The 19,187-nt window shown below is 71.2% G+C and carries 13 protein-coding genes and 1 pseudogene; 10 read left to right on the top strand and 4 right to left on the bottom strand.

Translation table 11 applies throughout. The features are described 5' to 3' along the window. Positions 1-16: 16 nt before the first annotated feature. Positions 17-163: a hypothetical protein gene (locus DVS28_RS28760; RefSeq protein ID WP_164711009.1), complete on the bottom strand. Its 147-nt coding sequence runs from the start codon at positions 161-163 to the stop codon at positions 17-19. 110 nt (positions 164-273) lie between these two features. Here DVS28_RS28760 and DVS28_RS24770 point away from each other — a divergent pair, with 110 nt between their 5' ends. Together DVS28_RS24770 and DVS28_RS24765 are read left to right on the top strand one after the other, a co-directional pair. After that, positions 274-2,820, top strand: coding sequence for a hypothetical protein (locus DVS28_RS24770; RefSeq protein ID WP_114593844.1), 2,547 nt, complete (start codon positions 274-276; stop codon positions 2,818-2,820). A 67-nt stretch (positions 2,821-2,887) separates the two neighbouring features. Next, a complete protein-coding gene (locus DVS28_RS24765) occupies positions 2,888-4,396 on the top strand; it encodes a hypothetical protein (RefSeq protein ID WP_114593843.1) in 1,509 nt (502 codons plus the stop codon). Between the two features lie 7 nt (positions 4,397-4,403). Here DVS28_RS24765 and DVS28_RS24760 read toward each other — a convergent pair whose 3' ends face one another. Further along, complete coding sequence (locus DVS28_RS24760) at positions 4,404-5,279, bottom strand: alpha/beta fold hydrolase (protein ID WP_114593842.1); 876 nt, start codon at positions 5,277-5,279, stop codon at positions 4,404-4,406. A gap of 128 nt (positions 5,280-5,407) precedes the next feature. Here DVS28_RS24760 and DVS28_RS24755 point away from each other — a divergent pair, with 128 nt between their 5' ends. The 7 genes and pseudogenes from DVS28_RS24755 to DVS28_RS30210 form a co-directional block, all read left to right on the top strand. Next, a complete protein-coding gene (locus DVS28_RS24755) occupies positions 5,408-6,580 on the top strand; it encodes an ABC transporter substrate-binding protein (RefSeq protein WP_164711008.1) in 1,173 nt (390 codons plus the stop codon). A gap of 60 nt (positions 6,581-6,640) precedes the next feature. Then, the gene (locus DVS28_RS24750; RefSeq protein ID WP_114593840.1) at positions 6,641-8,569 is read left to right on the top strand and encodes a DUF5995 family protein; all 1,929 of its coding nucleotides are present in this window, start codon (positions 6,641-6,643) and stop codon (positions 8,567-8,569) included. A gap of 52 nt (positions 8,570-8,621) precedes the next feature. Next, positions 8,622-9,677, top strand: a complete 1,056-nt coding sequence (locus tag DVS28_RS24745) for an ABC transporter ATP-binding protein (protein ID WP_114593839.1) — start codon at positions 8,622-8,624, stop codon at positions 9,675-9,677. Beyond that, positions 9,670-10,536, top strand: coding sequence for an ABC transporter permease (locus tag DVS28_RS24740; protein ID WP_164711007.1), 867 nt, complete (start codon positions 9,670-9,672; stop codon positions 10,534-10,536). Before DVS28_RS24745 ends, DVS28_RS24740 begins: the two co-directional genes overlap by 8 nt. Positions 10,537-10,560: 24 nt before the next feature. Beyond that, on the top strand, positions 10,561-11,358 hold the full coding sequence (locus tag DVS28_RS24735; protein ID WP_114593837.1) for an ABC transporter permease: 798 nt from the start codon (positions 10,561-10,563) through the stop codon (positions 11,356-11,358). A gap of 41 nt (positions 11,359-11,399) precedes the next feature. Continuing rightward, positions 11,400-12,644, top strand: a complete 1,245-nt coding sequence (locus DVS28_RS24730) for an extracellular solute-binding protein (RefSeq protein ID WP_114593836.1) — start codon at positions 11,400-11,402, stop codon at positions 12,642-12,644. 22 nt (positions 12,645-12,666) lie between these two features. After that, positions 12,667-14,286 (top strand): annotated as a pseudogene (locus tag DVS28_RS30210) (sensor histidine kinase); the annotation flags it as partial. A 21-nt stretch (positions 14,287-14,307) separates the two neighbouring features. On the opposite strand, the gene DVS28_RS29780 reads toward DVS28_RS30210, so the two are convergent. Next, positions 14,308-14,973: a response regulator transcription factor gene (locus DVS28_RS29780; protein ID WP_114593834.1), complete on the bottom strand. Its 666-nt coding sequence runs from the start codon at positions 14,971-14,973 to the stop codon at positions 14,308-14,310. Positions 14,974-15,212: 239 nt separating this feature from the next. Beyond that, positions 15,213-16,640 carry a flavin monoamine oxidase family protein gene (locus DVS28_RS24715; RefSeq protein ID WP_164711006.1) on the bottom strand — a complete coding sequence of 476 codons (1,428 nt, stop codon included), beginning with the start codon at positions 16,638-16,640 and terminating at the stop codon, positions 15,213-15,215. A 172-nt stretch (positions 16,641-16,812) separates the two neighbouring features. Between DVS28_RS24715 and DVS28_RS24710 the strand changes: the two genes are divergently transcribed. Next, on the top strand, positions 16,813-19,098 hold the full coding sequence (locus DVS28_RS24710) for a (Fe-S)-binding protein (RefSeq protein ID WP_114593832.1): 2,286 nt from the start codon (positions 16,813-16,815) through the stop codon (positions 19,096-19,098). Positions 19,099-19,187: the final 89 nt, after the last annotated feature.

The raw sequence follows: 19,187 nt of genomic DNA, 5'->3' as shown, positions 1-19,187 counted from the left end.
CCTACAGCGACGAGGCCTACAGCAGGGACTTTCCCCGCCAGCGGCGGCTCACGCGCCGACCACGCACGTCGGACTGGTTCGTGCCGTTCAGCGACAGGGTCAGCACGAGCGGCAGCAGCACCAGGATCACGCCGATGATCCACATGACGGCCGGGTCCAGCATGGCGATGACTCCTCGTTGGCGAACGTGCGACAGGTCGGTCAGCTGACAACGTCGACACAATCGGTCCACGCACCAGCGCCGTCAGGATATCCCGTGGAGAATCCACCTCCATGATCGTCCCGGCTCGCGTGTCCGCTGCCCTCGTCGCCCTCTGCATGCTCGCGGCCGCGTGCACCGGGTCCGACGACCCCGCGCCCGACACGCCGTCCCCGGCAGCATCCGAAGGCGAGGACACCAGCGCCGACGGCTCGACGGACGTGACGACCGGCAGCGTCGGCGTCCAGCAGGTCGCCGGCGCCGACATCGACGTCGACGACGACATCCTCGAGGCCGCGCACACCTGGATCGTGGAGGAGTCGGGCCTCAGCGACATGCTCCAGGAGGAGCTGTTCCTCGCCGAGGTCTCCACCACCCGCGACGTGGTCCACCTGACCTTCGTCCAGCAGCACGACGACGTCGCCGTACGGGGCGCCCAGTTCATCGTGCACGTCCGTGACACCGGCGAGGTGCTCGGCGCCAGCCAGTCGCTGACCACCACCCTCCCGGGCAGCGACACCAGTCAGGAGCTCGACGAGGCCGCAGCCGTCGACATCGCGATCAAGGCCGTACCGGGCACACCGGTGGGAGCCCCTCCCGTCATGGCCACGTGGCTGGAGAACGGCGCGGAGCTTCGCCTCGGCTGGGAGGTGCTGGTCACGACCACCGCCCCGATCGACGACTGGGCGGTCGTGGTCGACGCCACCACCGGCGACGTGCTCAGCGTCGACCGCCTCTCCACCGACGCACACGCCGGGCACACCGACTCCCAGCGCACCGTCGAGGTGGCCCAGGCCGGCGGCTGCAACGCCCCCGCCCCGCCAAGCGCCTGCATCTTCGTCGTCGACCCCTTCTACGCCACCGGCGGCACGACGATCAGCCCCGGTCAGGCCAACCAGACCCTCGTCGGCGTCCCGCTGGCCAACCTCGACGACCCGGGCGACGGCAACCTCGTCGGCCGCTACGCCGCCATCGCCCCCGAGGTCGCGGCGACGTACCGCGATCCCGACAACGTCTTCGGCGAGGGTGGCCGCGGAGGGCAGGACCCGACCTTCGAGGCGGGCATGACCTACTACTGGATCGACTACACCCAGCAGGTCATGCAGGGCCTCGGCTACGACTACCACGCCCAGGACCCCGTCGAGTTCGTGCCGATCGACGACGAGTTCCAGGACAACGCCTTCTACCTGTTCACCGACGACACCATCCACATGGGCGGCGCCGCCGACGGCGTCACCGAAGCCGAGGACGCCCAGGGGATCATCCACGAGTACGGCCATGCGCTGCTGCAGGCCGCCGTGCCCAACATCGTCAGCGACGAGGGTGGCGCCTTCCACGAGGGCTTCGCGGACCTCGTCAGCGTCTTCACCACCTTGGAGTTCCGCAACGGCGACGTCGGGTGCCTGTTCCACTGGGCCGAACGGGGCAACTGCATCCGCCGGATCGACACGGTCAAGACCTACCCGGGTGACCTCGTCGCCGAGGTCCACCTCGACGCCGAGATCTACACCGGTGCGGTGTGGGACGTCTTCGAGGGGGTGCTCGCCCGCGACGCCGGCCTGATCCCCGCCGACTGCCAGGACCGCCAGGCCAACCCGTGCGACGCCGTCCGCGACGAGGTGTACAGCACGTTGCTGGGCAGCCTCCCCTTCCTCACCCCCGCGCTGGACCTCAACGACGCCGCGGCCGCCTTCGCGGCCAGCGACGCAACCTTCAACGACAGCCGCAACGCCCAGATCATCCTCGATGCCTTCGCCGCCCACGGGCTGACCGCCGAGGGCTCCAGCGGCGTGCAGGTCATGCGCCCGGGTGATCTGATGGACCTCGACCGCAGCGACGCCCAGGTCGCGCTGAAGATCGTCCATGCGTTCCGCGGGGACCTGCAGGTGGACCTCGGCGTGGTCGACGCCAGCGGCCAGCTGCTGTGCAACCTGCAGCTGAAGAGCCCCGACGGGCAGGACGGCGCCGACAACATCACCGGTCGATACGACGTGACCGGGACCGACTGTGCAGCGCACCTGCCGCCCGGGCCGGACGCCGTCTGGGTCCTGCGCGTCGTCGACGCCTTCGACATCGACGTCGGCACGCTCTTCCAGTTCGCCGTCATCCACGACGGCACCCGTTACGCCGCGAGCGGCCTGCCGCTGGCGATCCCCGATGCCGACCCGCAGGGCATCGTGGCGACCGTCGGCGCCGACCTGTCCTCCCACAGCCAGCCCATGGCAGCGGAGGACGGGACGGCCACCCCACCCGTGGCCGCAGGTGGCGTCGAAGCCGACATCGACATCGCCCACACCTACATCGGAGACCTGCTGGTCCAGGTCGGGGTGCTCGACGCCGAGGGAGGGGCGTTGTGCCGGGTCGACGTGGTCACACCGGACGCCGAGGACGCCAGCGACGACCTGGTGGCCACCGTGGATCTCGGTGCCTGTGCCGATCACTACCCGCCCGGCGCCGGGACGGTGTGGGCGCTGCGCGTAGTGGACAACGCGGCCCAGGACGTCGGGCAGATCAGGTCCTTCGTGCTGCGCGGTCCCGACGGGCAGGAACGGGTCGGTGCTGCGCCGGTGCCGATTCCCGACGCCGACCAGCAGGGCGTCGTGGTGACCATCGGTTCGTGAACCACGTGCGGCTTGGCGTGGGGGCCGCTGCGGTTCTGGCCACGGAGTCGGTACGCTGCGGACGATCATGATCATCCAGGACCACGAGGCGGAGCTCGCCTACACCTATGCGTGGTGGCTGACCGGGGACGAGGCCAGGGCGCGAGCCGCCGTCCTCGCGGCGGTCGCCCGCCCCGAGGTGCCCGGGGCCGACGACGCGCTGCGGGTGGAGATCCTGCTGCGTCGCGTCAGGGCCGCGGCGATCGAGCAGCCGACGATGTGCCCGGCGTCGGAGCTGGCCCTGCTGCACGACGGCATGGGCCTGGCGCTGGACTCCGCAGCGGGTCTGGCCATGATCGATTCCCGCGAGGCACGAACGGAGCTCGCCCACGGTCGGCTCGAGGCGCTCGGCGCCCAGGACCAGGTCAACGTCGTCGAGCCCGAGCGCCTCGGTGGCCTGGCGGTCGGCAACCCTGCCGACGTCGCCGCTGCCCGCCAGAACCCTGCGCTCGGTGAGCTGCGCCGCCTGATCCTCCAGGGCCGTGACGAGCTGGTCAGCGTGTCCCGTGTCGTGGTGCCCGACGAGGTGCTCGACGTCGTCCGCCGGGCACGTGAGGACGCCGGCGCCGATGGGATGCGCCCACCGGTTGACCTCTCGCCGGCACCCGATCCCATCGAGACCGAGGCCGAAACCAGCGCTGACACCGACGAGGTCCCCCACCGGGACGAGCGCAGCGACGAGGGCGACCCCTTCGAGAGCATCCCGGTCGTGCTGGCCGATGTCGGGTCACCCCCGGCCGCCGAGACCGAGCCCTCGACGCCCATGGACCACGCGGACGCCGAGGAGGTGGACCTGTCCAGCCAGGTCGGCGACGTCGAGATGCCCCTCGGTGCGCCACGGACGTCGAGCAGCCTCGTCTGGGTGATCGTCGGGATCGCCTTCATCGCTGCGGTCGGGTTCCTGCTGTTCAGCCGTGGCGAGGACGCCCTGCCGGGAGGGGACGGTGACGAACCGACCCTCGAGGTGCCGAGCGTCGAGGACGGCACCACACCCGAGAGCGACCCGAGCGAACCGGACGTTGTTGCGCCGGAACCCACCGGCACCGACGCCGATGACCCCGAGTCCACCCCGTCGCCCGCCGACTCCGACGTGCCCGCGCCGACGACCGAGGCATCCTCCACCGAGGCATCGCCCACCGAGGACTCCTCCAGTGAGGCGCCGGCCACCGAGCCCGATGCCCCGGCCACCGACGGTGTGGCCCTGGTGGAGACCGGCGTTGCCGTCGGGCTGGGTGCCGACCCCGACCCCGAGGTCGCTGCCCCCCAGGCCACCCCCTTCGACCCGATCTCCTTCGTCGTCACCTACACCGGTGCCGAGGAGGGTGACGCCCTGATCGCGAACTGGACCGTCGACGGTGTCCCGTTCGGCACCGAACAGGTCGACCTCGTCGCCGGCGACCACACCAGCCGGTTCAGCCGCCAGGTGCCGCTCGAAGGTGGGTGGCCGGTCGGCGAACACGTGCTGCAGTTCACCCGCACGGGCCAGGCCGATGTGCTGGGCGAGGTCCGGTTCGTCGTCGTCGACGACCAGGCTTGACCCACCGTCAGGTCAGGGCCGCCAGGACCACATCGGCGAACGCCTCGGGCGCCTCGATCATCGGGAAGTGCCCGACGTCGTCCAGGACGACCAGCTCGAGGTCGGGCCGTTGCTGCTTCAGGTGCACGGCCATGCCGAGCCCCGCAACCGGGTCCAGCGCACCCCACACCACGGTGAGGGGGCTGGGATGTGCCGTGATCGCACCGGTCCAGCGGTCCTGTCGCCGCCGACGTTCGGGCAGGTAGCGGATCAGCCGTGGGTACAGCCGCTGGCCGCCGTCGTGGGACAACAACGCCCACTGCAGGTCCATCTCCTCCTCCGACGGCTGGGTGTGCGGCCCGAACACCTCGGGCAACCCCCGACGGAACATCGCCTGCACCGCGGGCAGCGGAACCGCACGGTCGCCCACGGCGAGCAGCAGCTTCTGGCCGACCCGCAGGTCCGCATCCTCGATGAAGATCGATCCGTTGGTCAGCACCCGCCGGTCCACGACGACCGCCGAGCGACCGTCGAGGATCCGGGCCAGCAGCTCGCCGCCGACGGAGTCGCCCATGTCGTGGGTGATCAGGACGATCGGCTGGCCGGACAGGCCGACGTCGTCGACGAACGCCTCGAGCACGTCGGCCTGCACGTCCAGTGAGTAGGGCAGGTCGGGCTTCTCCGACAGTCCGTAGCCGAGGAGGTCGACCACCAGGACCCGGCGCCGGCGGCCGAGGAGTGGCAGGACGTGTCGCCAGTCGGCGCCACAGGTCGGGAAGCCGTGGACGAGCAGCAGCGGCGGCCCGTCCTCCTCCTCCTGTGCCGGACGGTCCACGGTGAAGATCCGTCGACCCGCGAGCAGGCGGTCGTGCCCCTGTCGGCGCCACCGCTGAACGTCAGTCATGGTGTGGGATGCTAACCCCGCGACAGCGGTGCGCGGCCCCGTCCGACGGAGCCCGACACGGGCCGATCCGTCCACACCACCGCGTCGAACAACAGCAGTCCCCCTCCCTCCTCCCCCCAGGAATGTCCATGCGATCCAGACTCTCCCGACGCGACGTGCTGCGGCACAGCAGCCTGCTGGCCGGCGCGGCCGGTGCCATCCCCCTGCTGGGCGCCTGCGCAGGCGAGGACGACACGATCGGCACGACGGCCACCGAAGCGCCGGCCCCGGCCGGGGGTGGGGACTTCGCCGGAGAGGAGATCACCCTGTTGGTCTACTCGGGGCTGACCGAGGACCTGTACCGCGCCAACTTCGTCCCACAGTTCGAGGCGCTCACGGGGGCGACCGTGACGATCGACTCGGCGTGGACCGAGGGCATCGCCCGCCTCGAGGCGGCACCCGACGACGCACCGCCCTTCGACGTGGTCCTGACCGACCCGACGCAGGGGCTGCCCGCCATCGAGCAGGGGTTGTTCCAGCAGTTCGACACCGGACGGGTCCCCAACGCGGCCGCCAACTTCCACCCGAGCCTGCTCGACACGACGGTCTACGACCAGGGGTACGGCATCCCGTTCATCTCCTCGGCGATGACGCTGGCCACCAACACCGAGCTGGCCGAGCCGTTCACGACCTGGAACGAGCTCCTGGCACGAACGCCCGAGCAGGGCTTCATGCTCTACAACCTGTCCTACATGTCGCTGTACACCTTCGCGGAGATGATGGCGGAGGTCGAGGGCATGGACCCCGGCCAGGGTCGTGACCTGCTGGAGGGCGACCTGGAGGGGGTGCTGTCCTTCGCGGCGGCCAACGGCGACAGGGTGGGCTTCTACTGGCCGTCGACGTCGGCCGGGGTGGACGCACTGGTCAACGGCGAGGTCGCCGCAGGCAACATCCACGGCAACGGCCTGCTGGCCCCCATCCGCGACGGCGCACCCGTCACCGGGACGGTGCCACCCGGGACCGAGGCCTACGTGCAGCTGTTCTTCGGCGTGCCGCAGGGGGTCCGCAACCTCGACCTGTCGCTGGCCGCGCTCGACCACATCTGTAGCCGTGCGTTCCAGCAGACGCTGGCTGAGTCCGGCGAGTACGCCTGTGCGGTGCAGGACATCGCCGAGGACTACGCGGGCACCGATGAGCTGTGGGCCGCGGCGTTCCCTTCGACCGAGGCACAGTTCGACGCGTTGAAGTACTACCCCTACGACGTCTACGCGGCCAACGCCGATCGCATCGCCGAGGTGTGGGACAACGAGGTGCTGCGATAGGCGCAGGCGTGTCGTCGCAGTAGGGTCCCGACGATCCGCGCAGGCAACAGGGGGACGAAGGTGAACGATCCGTTCGGGGCCGTCGCGGCCACCCCGCCGGGGGTGGCCGACGCGCTGAACGGCTTCTGCCAGGAGGCCCCGCCGCTGGGGGGACACACCCTGCGGGGCTTCGACGAACGGATCGACGCGCTCGCCGCCGAGCAGGACCGCCTCGTCGCCACGGGTGACCGTCGCGGGGTGTTCCACCTGACCTACCTGTCGTTCTCCCGGCAGGTCCGCAAGGGGTTCGACGAGGGCCGTTTCAGCGACGTGGCCTTCGCCGCCGACATGTCGTGCCGGTTCATCGACGCCTACCTGCTGCAGGCACGCCGGTGGGCGCAAGGCGATCCCACGCAGTGCCGTGCGTGGGCACGCGCGTTCGGGGGCGCACAGTCGGGTGATGCCAACGTGCTGCAGTCGATGTTCCTCGGCATGAACGCCCACATCCACTACGACCTGGCGTTCGTCACCCTCGGCTCCTGTCGCGCCGCCGGCGACCTGGACGATCTCGCCGACACCTGGCGGTCGGTCTCGCGGACGGGGGTCCCCGACGTCCGGCACCTCGACTTCCTCGTCATCAACCAGATCGCCTGGGACGCCATCCCCGTCATCCAGGACACCGTGCTCGGCCAGTTCGCGTCGGTGCTGAAGCTGGGCAACAAGCTGGTCAGCCGGATCACCGCCGCGGTCGGACAGCGCCTGCTGATGGACGCCCGTGACCGGGCATGGGCCCATGCCACGCTGCTCATCCACGCCCGCACCGATCTGCAGCGAGCTGCGGTGGCCGGGATGATCGACGCGTACGCCTCGGTGCACGCCGACCTGGTCGACGTCCTGAGCCTCAAGCCGTGGGAGGTCGCTGACGGCATCACTGACTGGGCCGAGCGAGGTGAGGAGCAGGAGTGGGCCGCCGCGGCGGCCCTGCCCGACGCCACGCGGGACCACCTGGTGGACATGGCGTGCACCAACCCCGTCGTCGGCGGACTGGCCCTGCGCGAGCTGGCCTTCGCCGGCTACGACCCCGGCAGGATCCTCGAGGCGCTGCTGGATGCGGACCGCGACGACCTGGCCGCCGACTTCGTCGACGTGGTCCAGTCCGAGTCGCCGCGCCACCGCAGGGCGGACCTGCGGCGTTGGCTGGATCGCAGCGAGACACCGCAGCTGGTGGTCCTGGAGGCAGTGGTGGAGGGTCGTACGGCCCCCTCGCGCGACCTCCCGGACCGGCCGATGGCCGCGCTGCGCCAGCAGTGGCAGGCCAGCATCGACGATGCCCAACGGTGCCTGGCCGTGTCCGAAGTGGCTGCCGTTCCCGAGCTGGCCGCGGCCCTGCGTGACCACCAACGACGGACGGTCGAGCTGGCCGGTCGTGTCGGCTGGAGCCCCACCCCGTCGGGGGTCGCAGTCCCCACCGCCGAGCAGGCACGATCCCTGCTGGCCGAACACCCCGATGTGTGGGTGCGCACGTGTGCGACCCGGATGGACCGGACGACGAGAGACGGAGCCATGGACGACCTGATCGACCGCGTGCTGTTCCTGCGGTCCACCGCGCTGTTCACCGAGGTCGCCACCGACGACCTGCTGCGGGTGGCCGAGAAGCTGCAGGCCCGCAGCTACGCCGCCGGATCGGCCATCGTGGACGCAGGCGTGCGATCCGACGGGATCCACCTGATCGTCGACGGACAGGTCGAGGTCAGCCAGACGCGGCGGGGAGGGGTGGTCCCGCTGTTCTCCTTCGGGCCCGGTGAGTCGGTCGGCGAGCTGTCGGCGTTGACCGACGGGCCAGCCACCTCGAGCTGCACCGCTCGGACCGACGTGCGGACATGGTTGCTGCCGACTGCGGTGCTGGCCGAGCTGCTGGACCGCCACCCCCGTGTGGCGGTCGGGCTGCTGCGGATGATCAGCCGTCGCCTCGTCCTGACGACCCAGCTCGTCGGGGGCACCGACCGCTGACGCAGGTTCGGCCAAACCACACGGGTCAACGCCGCGAACTACGCTCGTGAGGATGTCCGACGCGCTGGAGCTCCACGGTCTGCACCGCCGGTACGGCGACGTGCGGGCGGTGGACGGCGTCGACCTGACGGTGGCGGACGGCGAACGGTTCGCGCTGCTCGGACCGTCCGGATCGGGCAAGACGACGATCCTCCGGCTGGTCGCGGGGTTCGAACGGCCCGACGAGGGTCGTGTGGTGCTCGCGGGACAGGACGTCGCGGGCCTGCCGCCCGAACGGCGCAACGTCGGCGTGGTCTTCCAGGACTACGCGCTGTTCCCCCACCGCACGGTCACCCAGAACATCGAGTTCGGCCTCCGCATGCGCAAGGTCGACCGACCGGCGCGCCGGGCCCGGGTGGCCGAGCTGCTGGATCTCGTCGGGCTGACGCGCGAGGCCGACCGTCGCCCGGACCAGCTGTCGGGCGGCCAGCGCCAGCGGGTCGCGCTTGCCCGAGCGCTGGCGCCCAGCCCCTCCCTCCTGCTGCTCGACGAACCGCTCGCCAACCTCGACCGCCGCCTGCGCGAGAACCTCCGTGACGAGCTGGTCGCCATCACCGACGCCGTCGGCATCACCACCGTGCTGGTCACCCACGACCAGGAGGAGGCGTTGTCGTTCGCCGACCGGATCGGTGTGCTCAGCGAGGGCCGGCTGGTGCAGGTCGGCACGCCCTCCGACGTGTGGCGCAACCCGGTGAGCACGGTCGTCGCGACGTTCCTCGGGGACATGAACCTGCTGCCCGCTCGGGTGGTGGACGGCGGGGTCGTGGTGGCCGGCCTGCCCGGGGCGGTGGCGGTCCACGGAGGCGTGCCGGCGGACGGGTCGCTGGCCTGCGTCCGCCCGGAGGCCCTGGACGTCATGGCCCGGCCGGACGGCCCCGGAACGGTCGTCGCGGTGGCCTACGCCGGCGGCTCGACGACCTACCGGGTCGACGTCGACGCGGTGCGGTTGGTCGTCCGGGCCGCCCAGCCGGACGGGCTGCCGTCGTTGGCGGTGGGTGATCGGGTCGCGGTCCGGGTCCTGGCCGACGCGGTTCGCCTGCTGCCGGCGGACGGGCTGGCCGGTGGGTAGCCGGCTGGGCTGGCTGCGCCACCCGGGGTGGCTGGCGCTGCCGGCCACGACCTTCGTCCTGGCGATCTTCGTCGGGCCGTTCCTCGGCGTGGTCCGCGTGGCCCTGGCCGGTGACCCGCCACCGGGCACCGGCTCGTTCGTGGACTTCTCGGTGCTGTCGCTGGACAGCCTGCGGGCCGTCCAGGCAACCCCGTTGTTCCGCAGCGTGCTCGGCGTCACCGTCCGCACCGCGGCCATCATCACGGTGGTGTGCATGGCGATCGCGGTGCCGTTCGCCGCCTACGTGCACACCCGCGGCCCCCGCCTGCGCGCCGCGCTGATCGGCGCCATCGCGCTGCCGAAGCTGGTCAACCTGCTGGTGCTGCTCTACGGGGTGCTGCTGGTCCTCGGACGGCAGGGGGTCATCAACGACGTGCTGGTCGGCACGGGGATCGTCGACCAGCCGCTGCAGATGTTCGGCAACCTCTTCGCGGTGGTGTTCACCGAGGTGCTGGTGATCCTCCCCTACCCGGTACTGCTGCTCGTCGCGGCGTTCCATGCAGCCGATCCGGCGCAGATGGACGCCGCTCGGTCGCTGGGTGCCGGACCGGTACGCGCCTGGGTCGAAACGGTCCTGCGGCCCGCGTGGCCCGCCGTCGTCGGCGCGACGATCGTCTCGGCCGTCTGGGGAGTCGGCGCGTTCGTCGGCCCCCTCGTCATGGGCAACCCGCCGTACTGGACCGTCGCCGTGGAGGTGTACGACCGCGCGCTGGTCGACCTGGCCTGGGTGGAGGCGGCCGGCTGGGCCGTGCTGGGCGTCGCCGCCTTCGGCCTCGTCCTCGGTCTGCCCCAGCTCCTCCTCCGCCGGACCTCGCCGTGACGGTGGCGCCGTGATGGTGGCGTCGTGATCGCCGGCCTCCGACGGCGTGCCGCCGGGGCGGCGTTCCACGCCTTCGCCCTTGCCGTCGTTGCCTTCGTGCTGGCCCCGTTCGTCATCAGCCTGCTGGTGTCGTTCAACCCGGGGCGCTCCATCGGGGTGCCGACACCGACGACCGGCGTGACGCTCGAGTGGTACCGCGTCGTGCTGACCGACACCCTCTACCGGCAGGGGCTGACGACGTCGTTGCTGGTCGGCGTGCTGGTCGCCGTGGCCTCCGTCGTGCTCGCACTGCCGCTCGTCGTCGCCATGGCTCGCACCCCGCGGCTGCGGACGCTCAGCGGGCTGGTCGTCATCCCGGCCACCGTCCCCACCGTCGTCCTCGGCATGCAGAGCCTGGTGGCGTTCGAGGCCGTCGGACTCCGCGGCAGCCTGCTGTCCGTCGTGGCCGCGCACACGATGTGGGGCCTGCCGCTGGCACTCCTGGTGCTGAAGGCCGCACACGATCGCCTCGACCCCCGCCTGGGCGAGGCCGCCAGGTCGCTCGGCGCCTCGGCGTGGCGTGCCGGGTGGGAGGTCACCGTCCCCCTGCTCGGCCCGGCCATCGCCGTCGGCGGGCTGCTGGCGTTCGTGGCCAGCCTCAACGAGCTGGTGATGAGCCTCTTCCTCGCCGGCGGCCGTGTCCGGACGCTGCCCACCGTCGTGTGGCCACAGGTCCGCCACGCCGTCCGTCCCGACGTCGCTGCCGCGTCCAGCCTGCTGCTGCTCATCGCGCTCGCCGCCTCGGGGCTGGCCTGGCTGCTCTGGCGACGGCAGCGCGCGTGACACTCCCCCCGGTCGTTGACCGTGGATGCGAGAATGTCGACATGCGTGGCCGCATCACGAGCCGGATGCCGCCCCTGGTCGGGGTGGGCGCTGCGCTGGCTGCGTTCGCGCTCCTCGGGACGGGCTGCGCCGGCACGGAGGACCCCGAACCGATCGTGCTGCAGGTCCTGATGGCCGACGACTGGGCTGACACCCGCCCGGTCCTGGACGTGGTCCGCCGGTTCGAGGCGGACAACCCCAACGTGACGGTCAGCCTCGTCGGTCGTCCGTTCAGCCAGATCGACGGCGAGCTTGCCGCATCCGTGGCCAGCGGCGATCCCATCGACGTCGTGCACAGCCACGCCTTCGCCGCCGCGGCACGCGGGCAGGCCGAGCCGCTCGACGACCTGTGGGCCGAACGGCTGGACGCCGAAGAGTTCTTCCCGGGCGCAATGCAGGACGTGACCTGGGGCGACACCGTGTACGGCGTGCCGCTGGACATCAACGCCATGTTCATGGTGCTGGACGCCGAGGTCGTGGAGCGGGTCGGCGTGCCCCGTACCCCCGAGGAGGTCCGTGCCTTCGCCGAGGCGGCCTCCACCGATGGGGAACGGGCGTTGTCGATCGGGGCCAGCGCATGGCAGACCTACGGTTGGATCAAGGCCTTCGGCGGGGAGATCGTGGAGATCGACGACGACGGCTCGGCCCGCTTCACCCTCGCGCGGGAGGAGAACGTGCGGGCGCTGGACTTCCTCGCCGGGCTGATCGCGGACGGGTTGGCCCACGGACCGACGACCCGCAACGTGGCCGACGACCAGGTGGGTCTGTTCGGGCTGGGCCGGACGTCGGTGCTGACCTCCGGCACGTGGGACACCACGACCCTCCAGACCGTCTATCCCGACCGCGCCTTCGTGACCGCAACCATGCCGAGCGCAACCGGTGACCCGATCGGCGGGTCGGCGATGGGCGGCTCGAGCCTGCTGGTCGGCGTCGGGTCAACCAACCGCCAGGAGGCCGTGGACTTCATCCTCGCCCTGACCGACGACGACGCCGCCCTCGATCTGGCCCGCACCGAAGGACGGCTGCCGACGCAGCCGGCGCTGCTGGAGCAGGCGGGGCTGGACCCCGTGGTGCTGGACACCGTCGCCGCCCAGCTGACCACTGCCACTCCCCAGCTGCTGATCGCCTTCCCCGAGGCGCAGGACGCGTTCGCCGACGCCGTCGACGACGTCCTGTCGGGACGGATGTCGGCGGCCGAGGCGCTGGGCATCGCGCAGCAGCTCGCCGAGCAAGCCCAGGTGCAGTGACGTGCCCGCCGGAACGGCGCTGATGGCGGCATCCGGCCGCCCCCGTTCCCTGCGCACCAGGGTGCTGCTGGCCCTCGGCCTGACGCTCGCCGCGGCGTCGCTGGTGTCCATGCTGGTCGATCGCCAGGTCACGTCCACCCGCGTCCGAGCGGAGAGCCAGCAGCTGCTGGCCAACGACCTGGATGTCGCGGCTCGCTCGTTGGCCGACGACCGAGGTCGTCTGATGACGTCGTTGCGCTTCAACGCACAGAGCCTGCAGGTCGACGGGGTGTCCCGAACCACGGGCCCGGTCGACCTCCAGCGGATGGCCGGCGAGGTACAGCGCAACCTGGGCGTGGACGGGGTGCTGTTCGCCTCGGAGGAGGGGGCGGTCCTGGCCGAGGCGGGCGCCGCGCCCGCCGAGGGATCGATCGGCGCCCTGACCCAGGGCAGCGCCGCGGTGCCGCGGTACGTCACCGGCCGCGAGGGACAGGTCCTCGAGGTCCTGTCGGTCCGGGTTGCCGACGGGCTGTGGCTGACCATGGTCGTCGCCGTCGACGATGCCCGGGCCTTCGCCCTGCGGCGCCTCATCGGTCGCGACGTCGTCCTGCTGCACGACGGGGCGGTGGTGGGGTCCACGATCGCCGAACGGTCGCTGGTCCGGGACGCGCTGGGGGATGCGGCTCAGGAGGGGATGGTCGACGCGATCGAGATCATGCGGCCCGAGGGCACCTCGCTGGTCGGGTTCGCGCCTGTCGGCGCGGACACCTGGGTGGCCGTCGTCACCCCACGGTTGCTGGAGGACCTCGAGCGAAGCCTGACCTCTGCCGGAGTGGCCACCTTCCTCGCCGTGCTGCTGGTCGCGTTGGTCGTCGGCTACGCCTACCTGCGGCGGCTGACCCAACCGCTGACCCGTTTGGCGGAGACGGCCGAGGCCGTGAGACGCGGTGACGCGGGTGAGCGGTTCCCCACCGGCGGTCGGGACGAGATTGGCGAGCTGGCGACCACGCTGGAGAACATGCGCGCCACCCTCCAGGAGCAGGTCGGCATCATCTCCCGGCAGTCCGAGGAGCTGCAGGGTGCCTCGCAGCGCATCGCGACCGTGCGGGACGTCGAGCGGCGGCGGCTGGCCCGTGACCTTCACGACGGCGTGCAGCAGCAGCTGGTCATGCTCCGCCTGCGGGTGCGGCTGCTGGACGGCGATGTCACCCCCGAGGAGCTGGCGGAGGTCGGGCGGTCCGTCGAGGCCGTCATCGAGCAGCTCCGCGAGACCAGCCAGGCGATCTACCCGTCGATCCTGGCCGACCGCGGGCTGACCGGGGCGCTGTACTCGCTGGCGGGCACCTCGCCGCTGCCCATCGACCTGGCGCTGGCCCCCGACCCGCTGCCGCGCTTCGCCGAGCCGGTGGAAGGGGGCGTGTACTTCATGGTCGCCGAGGCGATCACCAACTGTGTCAAGCATGCCGACGCGCAGGAGGTGCGGGTCACCGTCGAGGTGGTCGGCGCCCTGCTGACGTTGTTGGTCTGTGATGACGGCGTCGGCTTCGACCCGGCCGTCCGCACCAGGGGGTCGGGCGTACAGAACCTCCGTGACCGGGCTGCGGCCCTCGGCGGGCTGGCCGGCATCAGGTCCGAGCCCGGAGTCGGGACCGCCGTCGCCGTGGTCGTGCCGCTGGGGCCCGAGTCAGTCGTGGGAGCGCTGGAGGAAGAACAGCACCGCCGCGACACGCCGGTTGAGGTCGTCGGCGTCGCGCAGGCCCAGCTTCTGGAAGATGGCGTTGGAGTGCTTCTCGACCGCGCGTTCACCGATGACCAGTGCGTCGGCGATGGCTGAGTTGCCCTTGCCCGTCGCCATGAGGGCCAGCACCTCCATCTCGCGGGGAGTCAGCCCGGCCAGCCGGCCGTGGGACCGGCGGGACTTCGCCGTCAGCAGCGCGTCGACGATCTTGGGATCCAGGACGGAACCGCCCTCGTGGACCTCCTCCACCGCCTTGACCAGCTCGTCGGCGTCACCGAGGCGTTCCTTCAGCAGGTAGGCCTTGCCCTCGCTGCCCTCGCCGAGCAGCTCCAGGGCGTACTCCGGGTCGTGGTGCTGGCTGAGCATCACGATGCCCAGCGTCGGCCGGTGCTCCCGCAGGGTGCGGGCGAGCGTGATGCCCTCCGTGGTGTGGGTCGGCGGCATGCGGATGTCGAGGACGACCACGTCGACGGCGACGTGTTCGACCAGGTCCAGCAGCTCCTCGGGCGCACCAGCGCTGCCGCACACCTCGATGCGCGTGCTGCGGCTCAGGACCGTCTCGATCCCGTTGCGGACGAGATAGTCGTCCTCGGCTATGGCAACCCTGATCAATCGAACCCCGCCCCGGGTCGAGTGGTGGTGCTAGCACCACCTTCTGAAGTGACTGGTCTGCACGATCGACTCAGAACGTGCGTCCACCCAAGATAGGGACGTCGATACGTTCTGCACCTCGGACCAGACCGAGGGAAGACGCAGTCGGCGGCCGTCACCGTAGCGCAATCCATGGGGGGTGGCGTCACGGTGGCGGCCGGGGGTTCCCCCTCTGCCACGGGGGGACGGGGAACCACCGGTCAGCGACCGGCCGCGATGTCCTGCGCGGCACGACGGCCGGCGGCGACCGCTCCCTCCATGTAGCCGGTCCACTCCGTTGCCGTTTCGGTTCCGGCCCATCGGATCCGCCCGACCGGATGGGTCAACGCCGGGGCGTGCATCGCCGCACCCGGGGCCAGGTTGGCGACCGGGCAGCCGCCGGTGAACCGTTCGTGGACCCACTGCTTGGAGACCAGGCGGGTGGGTCGCCCTGCTCGCGGCCCGAACGCCCTGACCATCGCGGCCACGACGGCGTCGTGCAGCGCGTCCTCGGTGCCACGGGCGGCTACGTGCGCGGGTGAGCCGGTGACGAAGGCCAGCAGCGCCGGCACGGACCCGTCGGCGGAGGTGTTGTCGAAGATCACCTGCACCGGACCGTCGGTCAGGACGGCCTCGCCGGTCAGCCCGTCGGCCCGCCAGAACGGTTCGTCGTACACGGCCACGACCTTGGCCGTGGCCCCCATCGGCATGCGTCGCTGCACCGCCAGCCGGGATGACGGCAGCGGCGGGTCGAAGGCGATCGTGTCGACAAGGGGCGCCGGGACCGCGACGACGAGGTGGGCGGCGCGGATCGTCTCGCCGGATCGGGCGTGCACGGTGACGCCGTCGTCGTCGTGCTGGATCTCGACGACTTCTCGCCCGAGCCGGACGTCGAGCCCCTCGGCCAGCCCCGACGCGATCGCCTGGGTGCCGCCGACGAGCCGGGTCTGCTGCGCCCCGCCGTCGACCGCGGCGAGGTCCAGCAGGTCCCCACCGGCCGCGGCGGCGTAGGCGGCCACCCAGTCCGCCGACAGCTCGCCGGGGTCGGCCCCGAAGATCACCCGGATCGCCGCGTCGACGACCGCCCGCGCGCTGCCGTCACCCAGCGGCCCGTCGAGGACGCTCGCGAGGGTGCGGCTGTCCGCGGTGGCTACCGGCGCGATCGGGGCCGAACCCACCCCATCGTGGGTACCGGCACGATCCGCTCGGCCGTCCGTGGCCGTCATCGGCGCGATCGGGGCCGAACCCACCCCATCGTGGGTACCGGCACGATCCGCGGCCCGGGCCAGGCGACGGAAGGTGGCCAGGCCCAGCGCCATCCGGCCGAGCTGCAGCGGGCCGAGCAGCGGCACCGTCCCGCGGTAATTCCGCCGCTTGTCGCCGTCGACCAGGACCGACCGGCCGGTCGTGTGGGTCGGGAACGTGGCCAACCCGAACCGCTGGACCAGCTCGTGCATCCGCCACTGCGTCGGGCCCAGCCACTGCGCGCCCAGGTCGACGGCGGCCCCGTCGACGTCCTCGGTCAGCGTCCGACCGCCCACCCGATCCCGCGCCTCCCACACGACGACGTCGCGTCCCACCGCAGCCATCGCGTCGGCCGCCGCCAGCCCCGACAGCCCTGCACCCACGACGAGCACATCGGTGTCCATGTCGTTGCTCCTCCATCGGGCGAGACGGTCGCTCGCGAGACACGAGCCACCAGCCGGTGTCACACGGAATCGTGGCCGGCCCAGCCCATTCCCTATCATGCGGCGGACACATGCGAGGGCACGGTCTGCCACGGCGGGCCGCTCGGACCGAGCAAGGAAGGCTCAGGAGCCAATGGACACAATCGGCATCATCCGCCTCGTCGTGGGGTTGGCGCTGTTCGCAGCGGCGTTCGCCGTCGCTGCTCGCCGGGTCAAGTACCTGGTGGACCTGGTCGGCGTGGCCCAGCCCATGCCCAGCAGGATCCCCGGTGAGGGCGACGGCCGGCCCACGTTCGGCCACGTCCTCCGCTACCAGGTCCAGCACATCCTGGCGCAGCAGAAGATCCTCAAGTGGACCACCCCCGGTGTGCTCCACGCCTTCATCTTCTGGGCGTTCATCGTCCACCAGACCCTGACCCTGGAAGCCCTCGGCGAGGTCTTCGACCCCGAGTTCCACATCCCGTTCTTCGGGCCGGGCCACTGGTGGACCGAGCTGCTCGGCTTCATGCAGGACTTCGTGGGCCTGCTCGTCCTGATCGCCGTCGTCGGCTTCGCGTTGATCCGCTTCTCCCAGGCCCCCTCGCGGGACGGCCGTGAGTCGCGCTTCGCCGGGTCCAACCTGGCCCAGGGCTGGTACACGCTGTTCTTCGAGTTCGGCCTGCTGTACTCCGTCCTGATCCTCCGTGGTGTCCGTGCCGCCGAGGGCACGCTCCCCTACCCCGACGGCGCGTTCGTGTCCTCCTTCGTCGGGGGTCGCCTGGAGTCCCTGCCCCACGAAACCCTCGAGATCGTCGGCCTCGTCGCCCTGCTGGTCCACATCGCGGTGTTCGGCGGCTTCCTCGTCTTCACGCTGTACTCCAAGCACCTGCACGTGCTGGCCATCGCCCCCCAGGTCGCGTTCAGCCGCACGCCCAAGGCGCTCGGCAAGCTCGAGGCCGAGAAGATCGACATCGAGAACATGGGCGAGGACGACGTCCTCGGCGTCGGCCAGATCGAGCAGTTCGGCTTCAAGCGCTTCCTCGATTACTACTCGTGCACCGAGTGCGGCCGCTGCCAGTCGCAGTGCCCGGCGTGGAACACCGCCAAGCCGCTGTCACCAAAGCTGCTCATCATGGACCTGCGCGACCACCTGTGGGAGACCGGTCCGTACCTGCTCGACGGTGGCCGCGAGAACGAGAAGCACGCCGACGTCGACGTCCTCGGCATGATGCTGGTCGGCGACGAGCCGGGTCAGTCCGACGCCGTCATCGACTTCGACGTCCTGTGGTCGTGCACCACCTGTGGCGCCTGCGTCGAGGAGTGCCCCGTCGACATCGAGCACGTCGACCAGATCATCGACCTGCGCCGCTACAAGGCCCAGATGGAGTCCAGCTTCCCGCAGGAGGCCGGCGCCATGCTCCGCAACATCGAGAACTCCGGTGACCCGTGGGGTGCCGGCGCGATGAAGCGGCTGGAGTGGGCCCAGGGCATGGAAATCCCCGTGCTCGGCAAGGACGTGGAGTCCATCGCCGACGTCGACTACCTGTTCTGGGTCGGCTGCGCCGGTGCGTTCGAGGACCGGGCGAAGAAGACGACCGTGTCCACCGCCCAGCTGCTGCAGGCCGCCGGCGTGTCCTTCGCCGTCCTCGGCGAGGGCGAGGCGTGCACCGGTGACCCGGCCCGCCGCCTTGGCATGGAGTACCTGTTCCAGATGATGGCCGACATGAACGTCGAGACGTTCAAGGAGGCCGGGGCGGACCTTGGCTCGCCCGAGCAGAAGGGCACGCGGATCATCACCGCCTGCCCCCACTGCCTGAACACGCTGAAGAACGAGTACCCCGACTTCGGCGCCCACTTCGAGGTCATCCACCACTCCGAGATCCTGGCCCAGCTGATCGTCGACGGGAAGCTGTCGCCGCAGCGGTCCTCCGAGGGCCAGCGGGTCACGTTCCACGACCCGTGCTACCTGGGTCGCCACAACGAGATCTACGACGAGCCGCGGTCGCTGCTGTCGTCGGTCGAGGGCCTGGAGACCATCGAGATGCAGCGGTCCCGCAACCAGGGATTCTGCTGCGGTGCCGGTGGCGCCAAGTTCTTCATGGAGGAGGTCGGCGAACGCGTCAACCTCAACCGCATCGACGAGGCGATCGCCACCCTCGGTGGGTCGGTCGACACGTCGTCGGTGGAAGACCCCGGTCACGCCGTCGCCGCGGGCACCGCGTCCGGTGCCTCGGGCGTCGTGGCCGTCGCCTGCCCCTTCTGCAAGAACATGCTCGACGACGGGACCAACGACCGTGTCTCCGACGGCACCCTGGAGGAGGGGGCCGTCCAGGTGCTGGACGTCTCCCAGGTGCTGGCGATGAACTTCCTGCCCGACCCCGACCCGGGGGACGGTGCACAGGAGGCGGCCGACGCGCCGGAGCCAGAACCAGCGCACTGACGTGCGGCTCCTCCTCGGCCTGCTGCTGGTCGTCGCCACGGCGTGTGGCGGCGGCCGGGAGGCCGCGGTCGCTGACGAGTCCCTGACCC

This window comes from Euzebya pacifica, from assembly GCF_003344865.1.
In the GTDB taxonomy this organism is placed as follows: Bacteria; Actinomycetota; Nitriliruptoria; order Euzebyales; family Euzebyaceae; genus Euzebya; species Euzebya pacifica.
The sequence above is the reverse complement of the archived record's forward strand: the minus strand, read 5'-3'. Positions and strand labels throughout refer to the sequence as shown.

Excerpts from the sequence above, each read along its gene's own strand:
- DVS28_RS24730 (WP_114593836.1), top strand. The coding sequence starts at position 11,400 with ATGCGTGGCCGCATCACGAGCCGGATGCCGCCCCTGGTCGGGGTGGGC.
- DVS28_RS24770 (WP_114593844.1), top strand. The coding sequence starts at position 274 with ATGATCGTCCCGGCTCGCGTGTCCGCTGCCCTCGTCGCCCTCTGCATG.
- DVS28_RS24755 (WP_164711008.1), top strand. The coding sequence starts at position 5,408 with ATGCGATCCAGACTCTCCCGACGCGACGTGCTGCGGCACAGCAGCCTG.
- DVS28_RS24765 (WP_114593843.1), top strand. The coding sequence starts at position 2,888 with ATGATCATCCAGGACCACGAGGCGGAGCTCGCCTACACCTATGCGTGG.
- DVS28_RS24715 (WP_164711006.1), bottom strand. The coding sequence starts at position 16,640 with ATGGACACCGATGTGCTCGTCGTGGGTGCAGGGCTGTCGGGGCTGGCG.
- DVS28_RS24710 (WP_114593832.1), top strand. The coding sequence starts at position 16,813 with ATGGACACAATCGGCATCATCCGCCTCGTCGTGGGGTTGGCGCTGTTC.
- DVS28_RS24760 (WP_114593842.1), bottom strand. The coding sequence starts at position 5,279 with ATGACTGACGTTCAGCGGTGGCGCCGACAGGGGCACGACCGCCTGCTC.
- DVS28_RS24745 (WP_114593839.1), top strand. The coding sequence starts at position 8,622 with ATGTCCGACGCGCTGGAGCTCCACGGTCTGCACCGCCGGTACGGCGAC.
- DVS28_RS28760 (WP_164711009.1), bottom strand. The coding sequence starts at position 163 with ATGCTGGACCCGGCCGTCATGTGGATCATCGGCGTGATCCTGGTGCTG.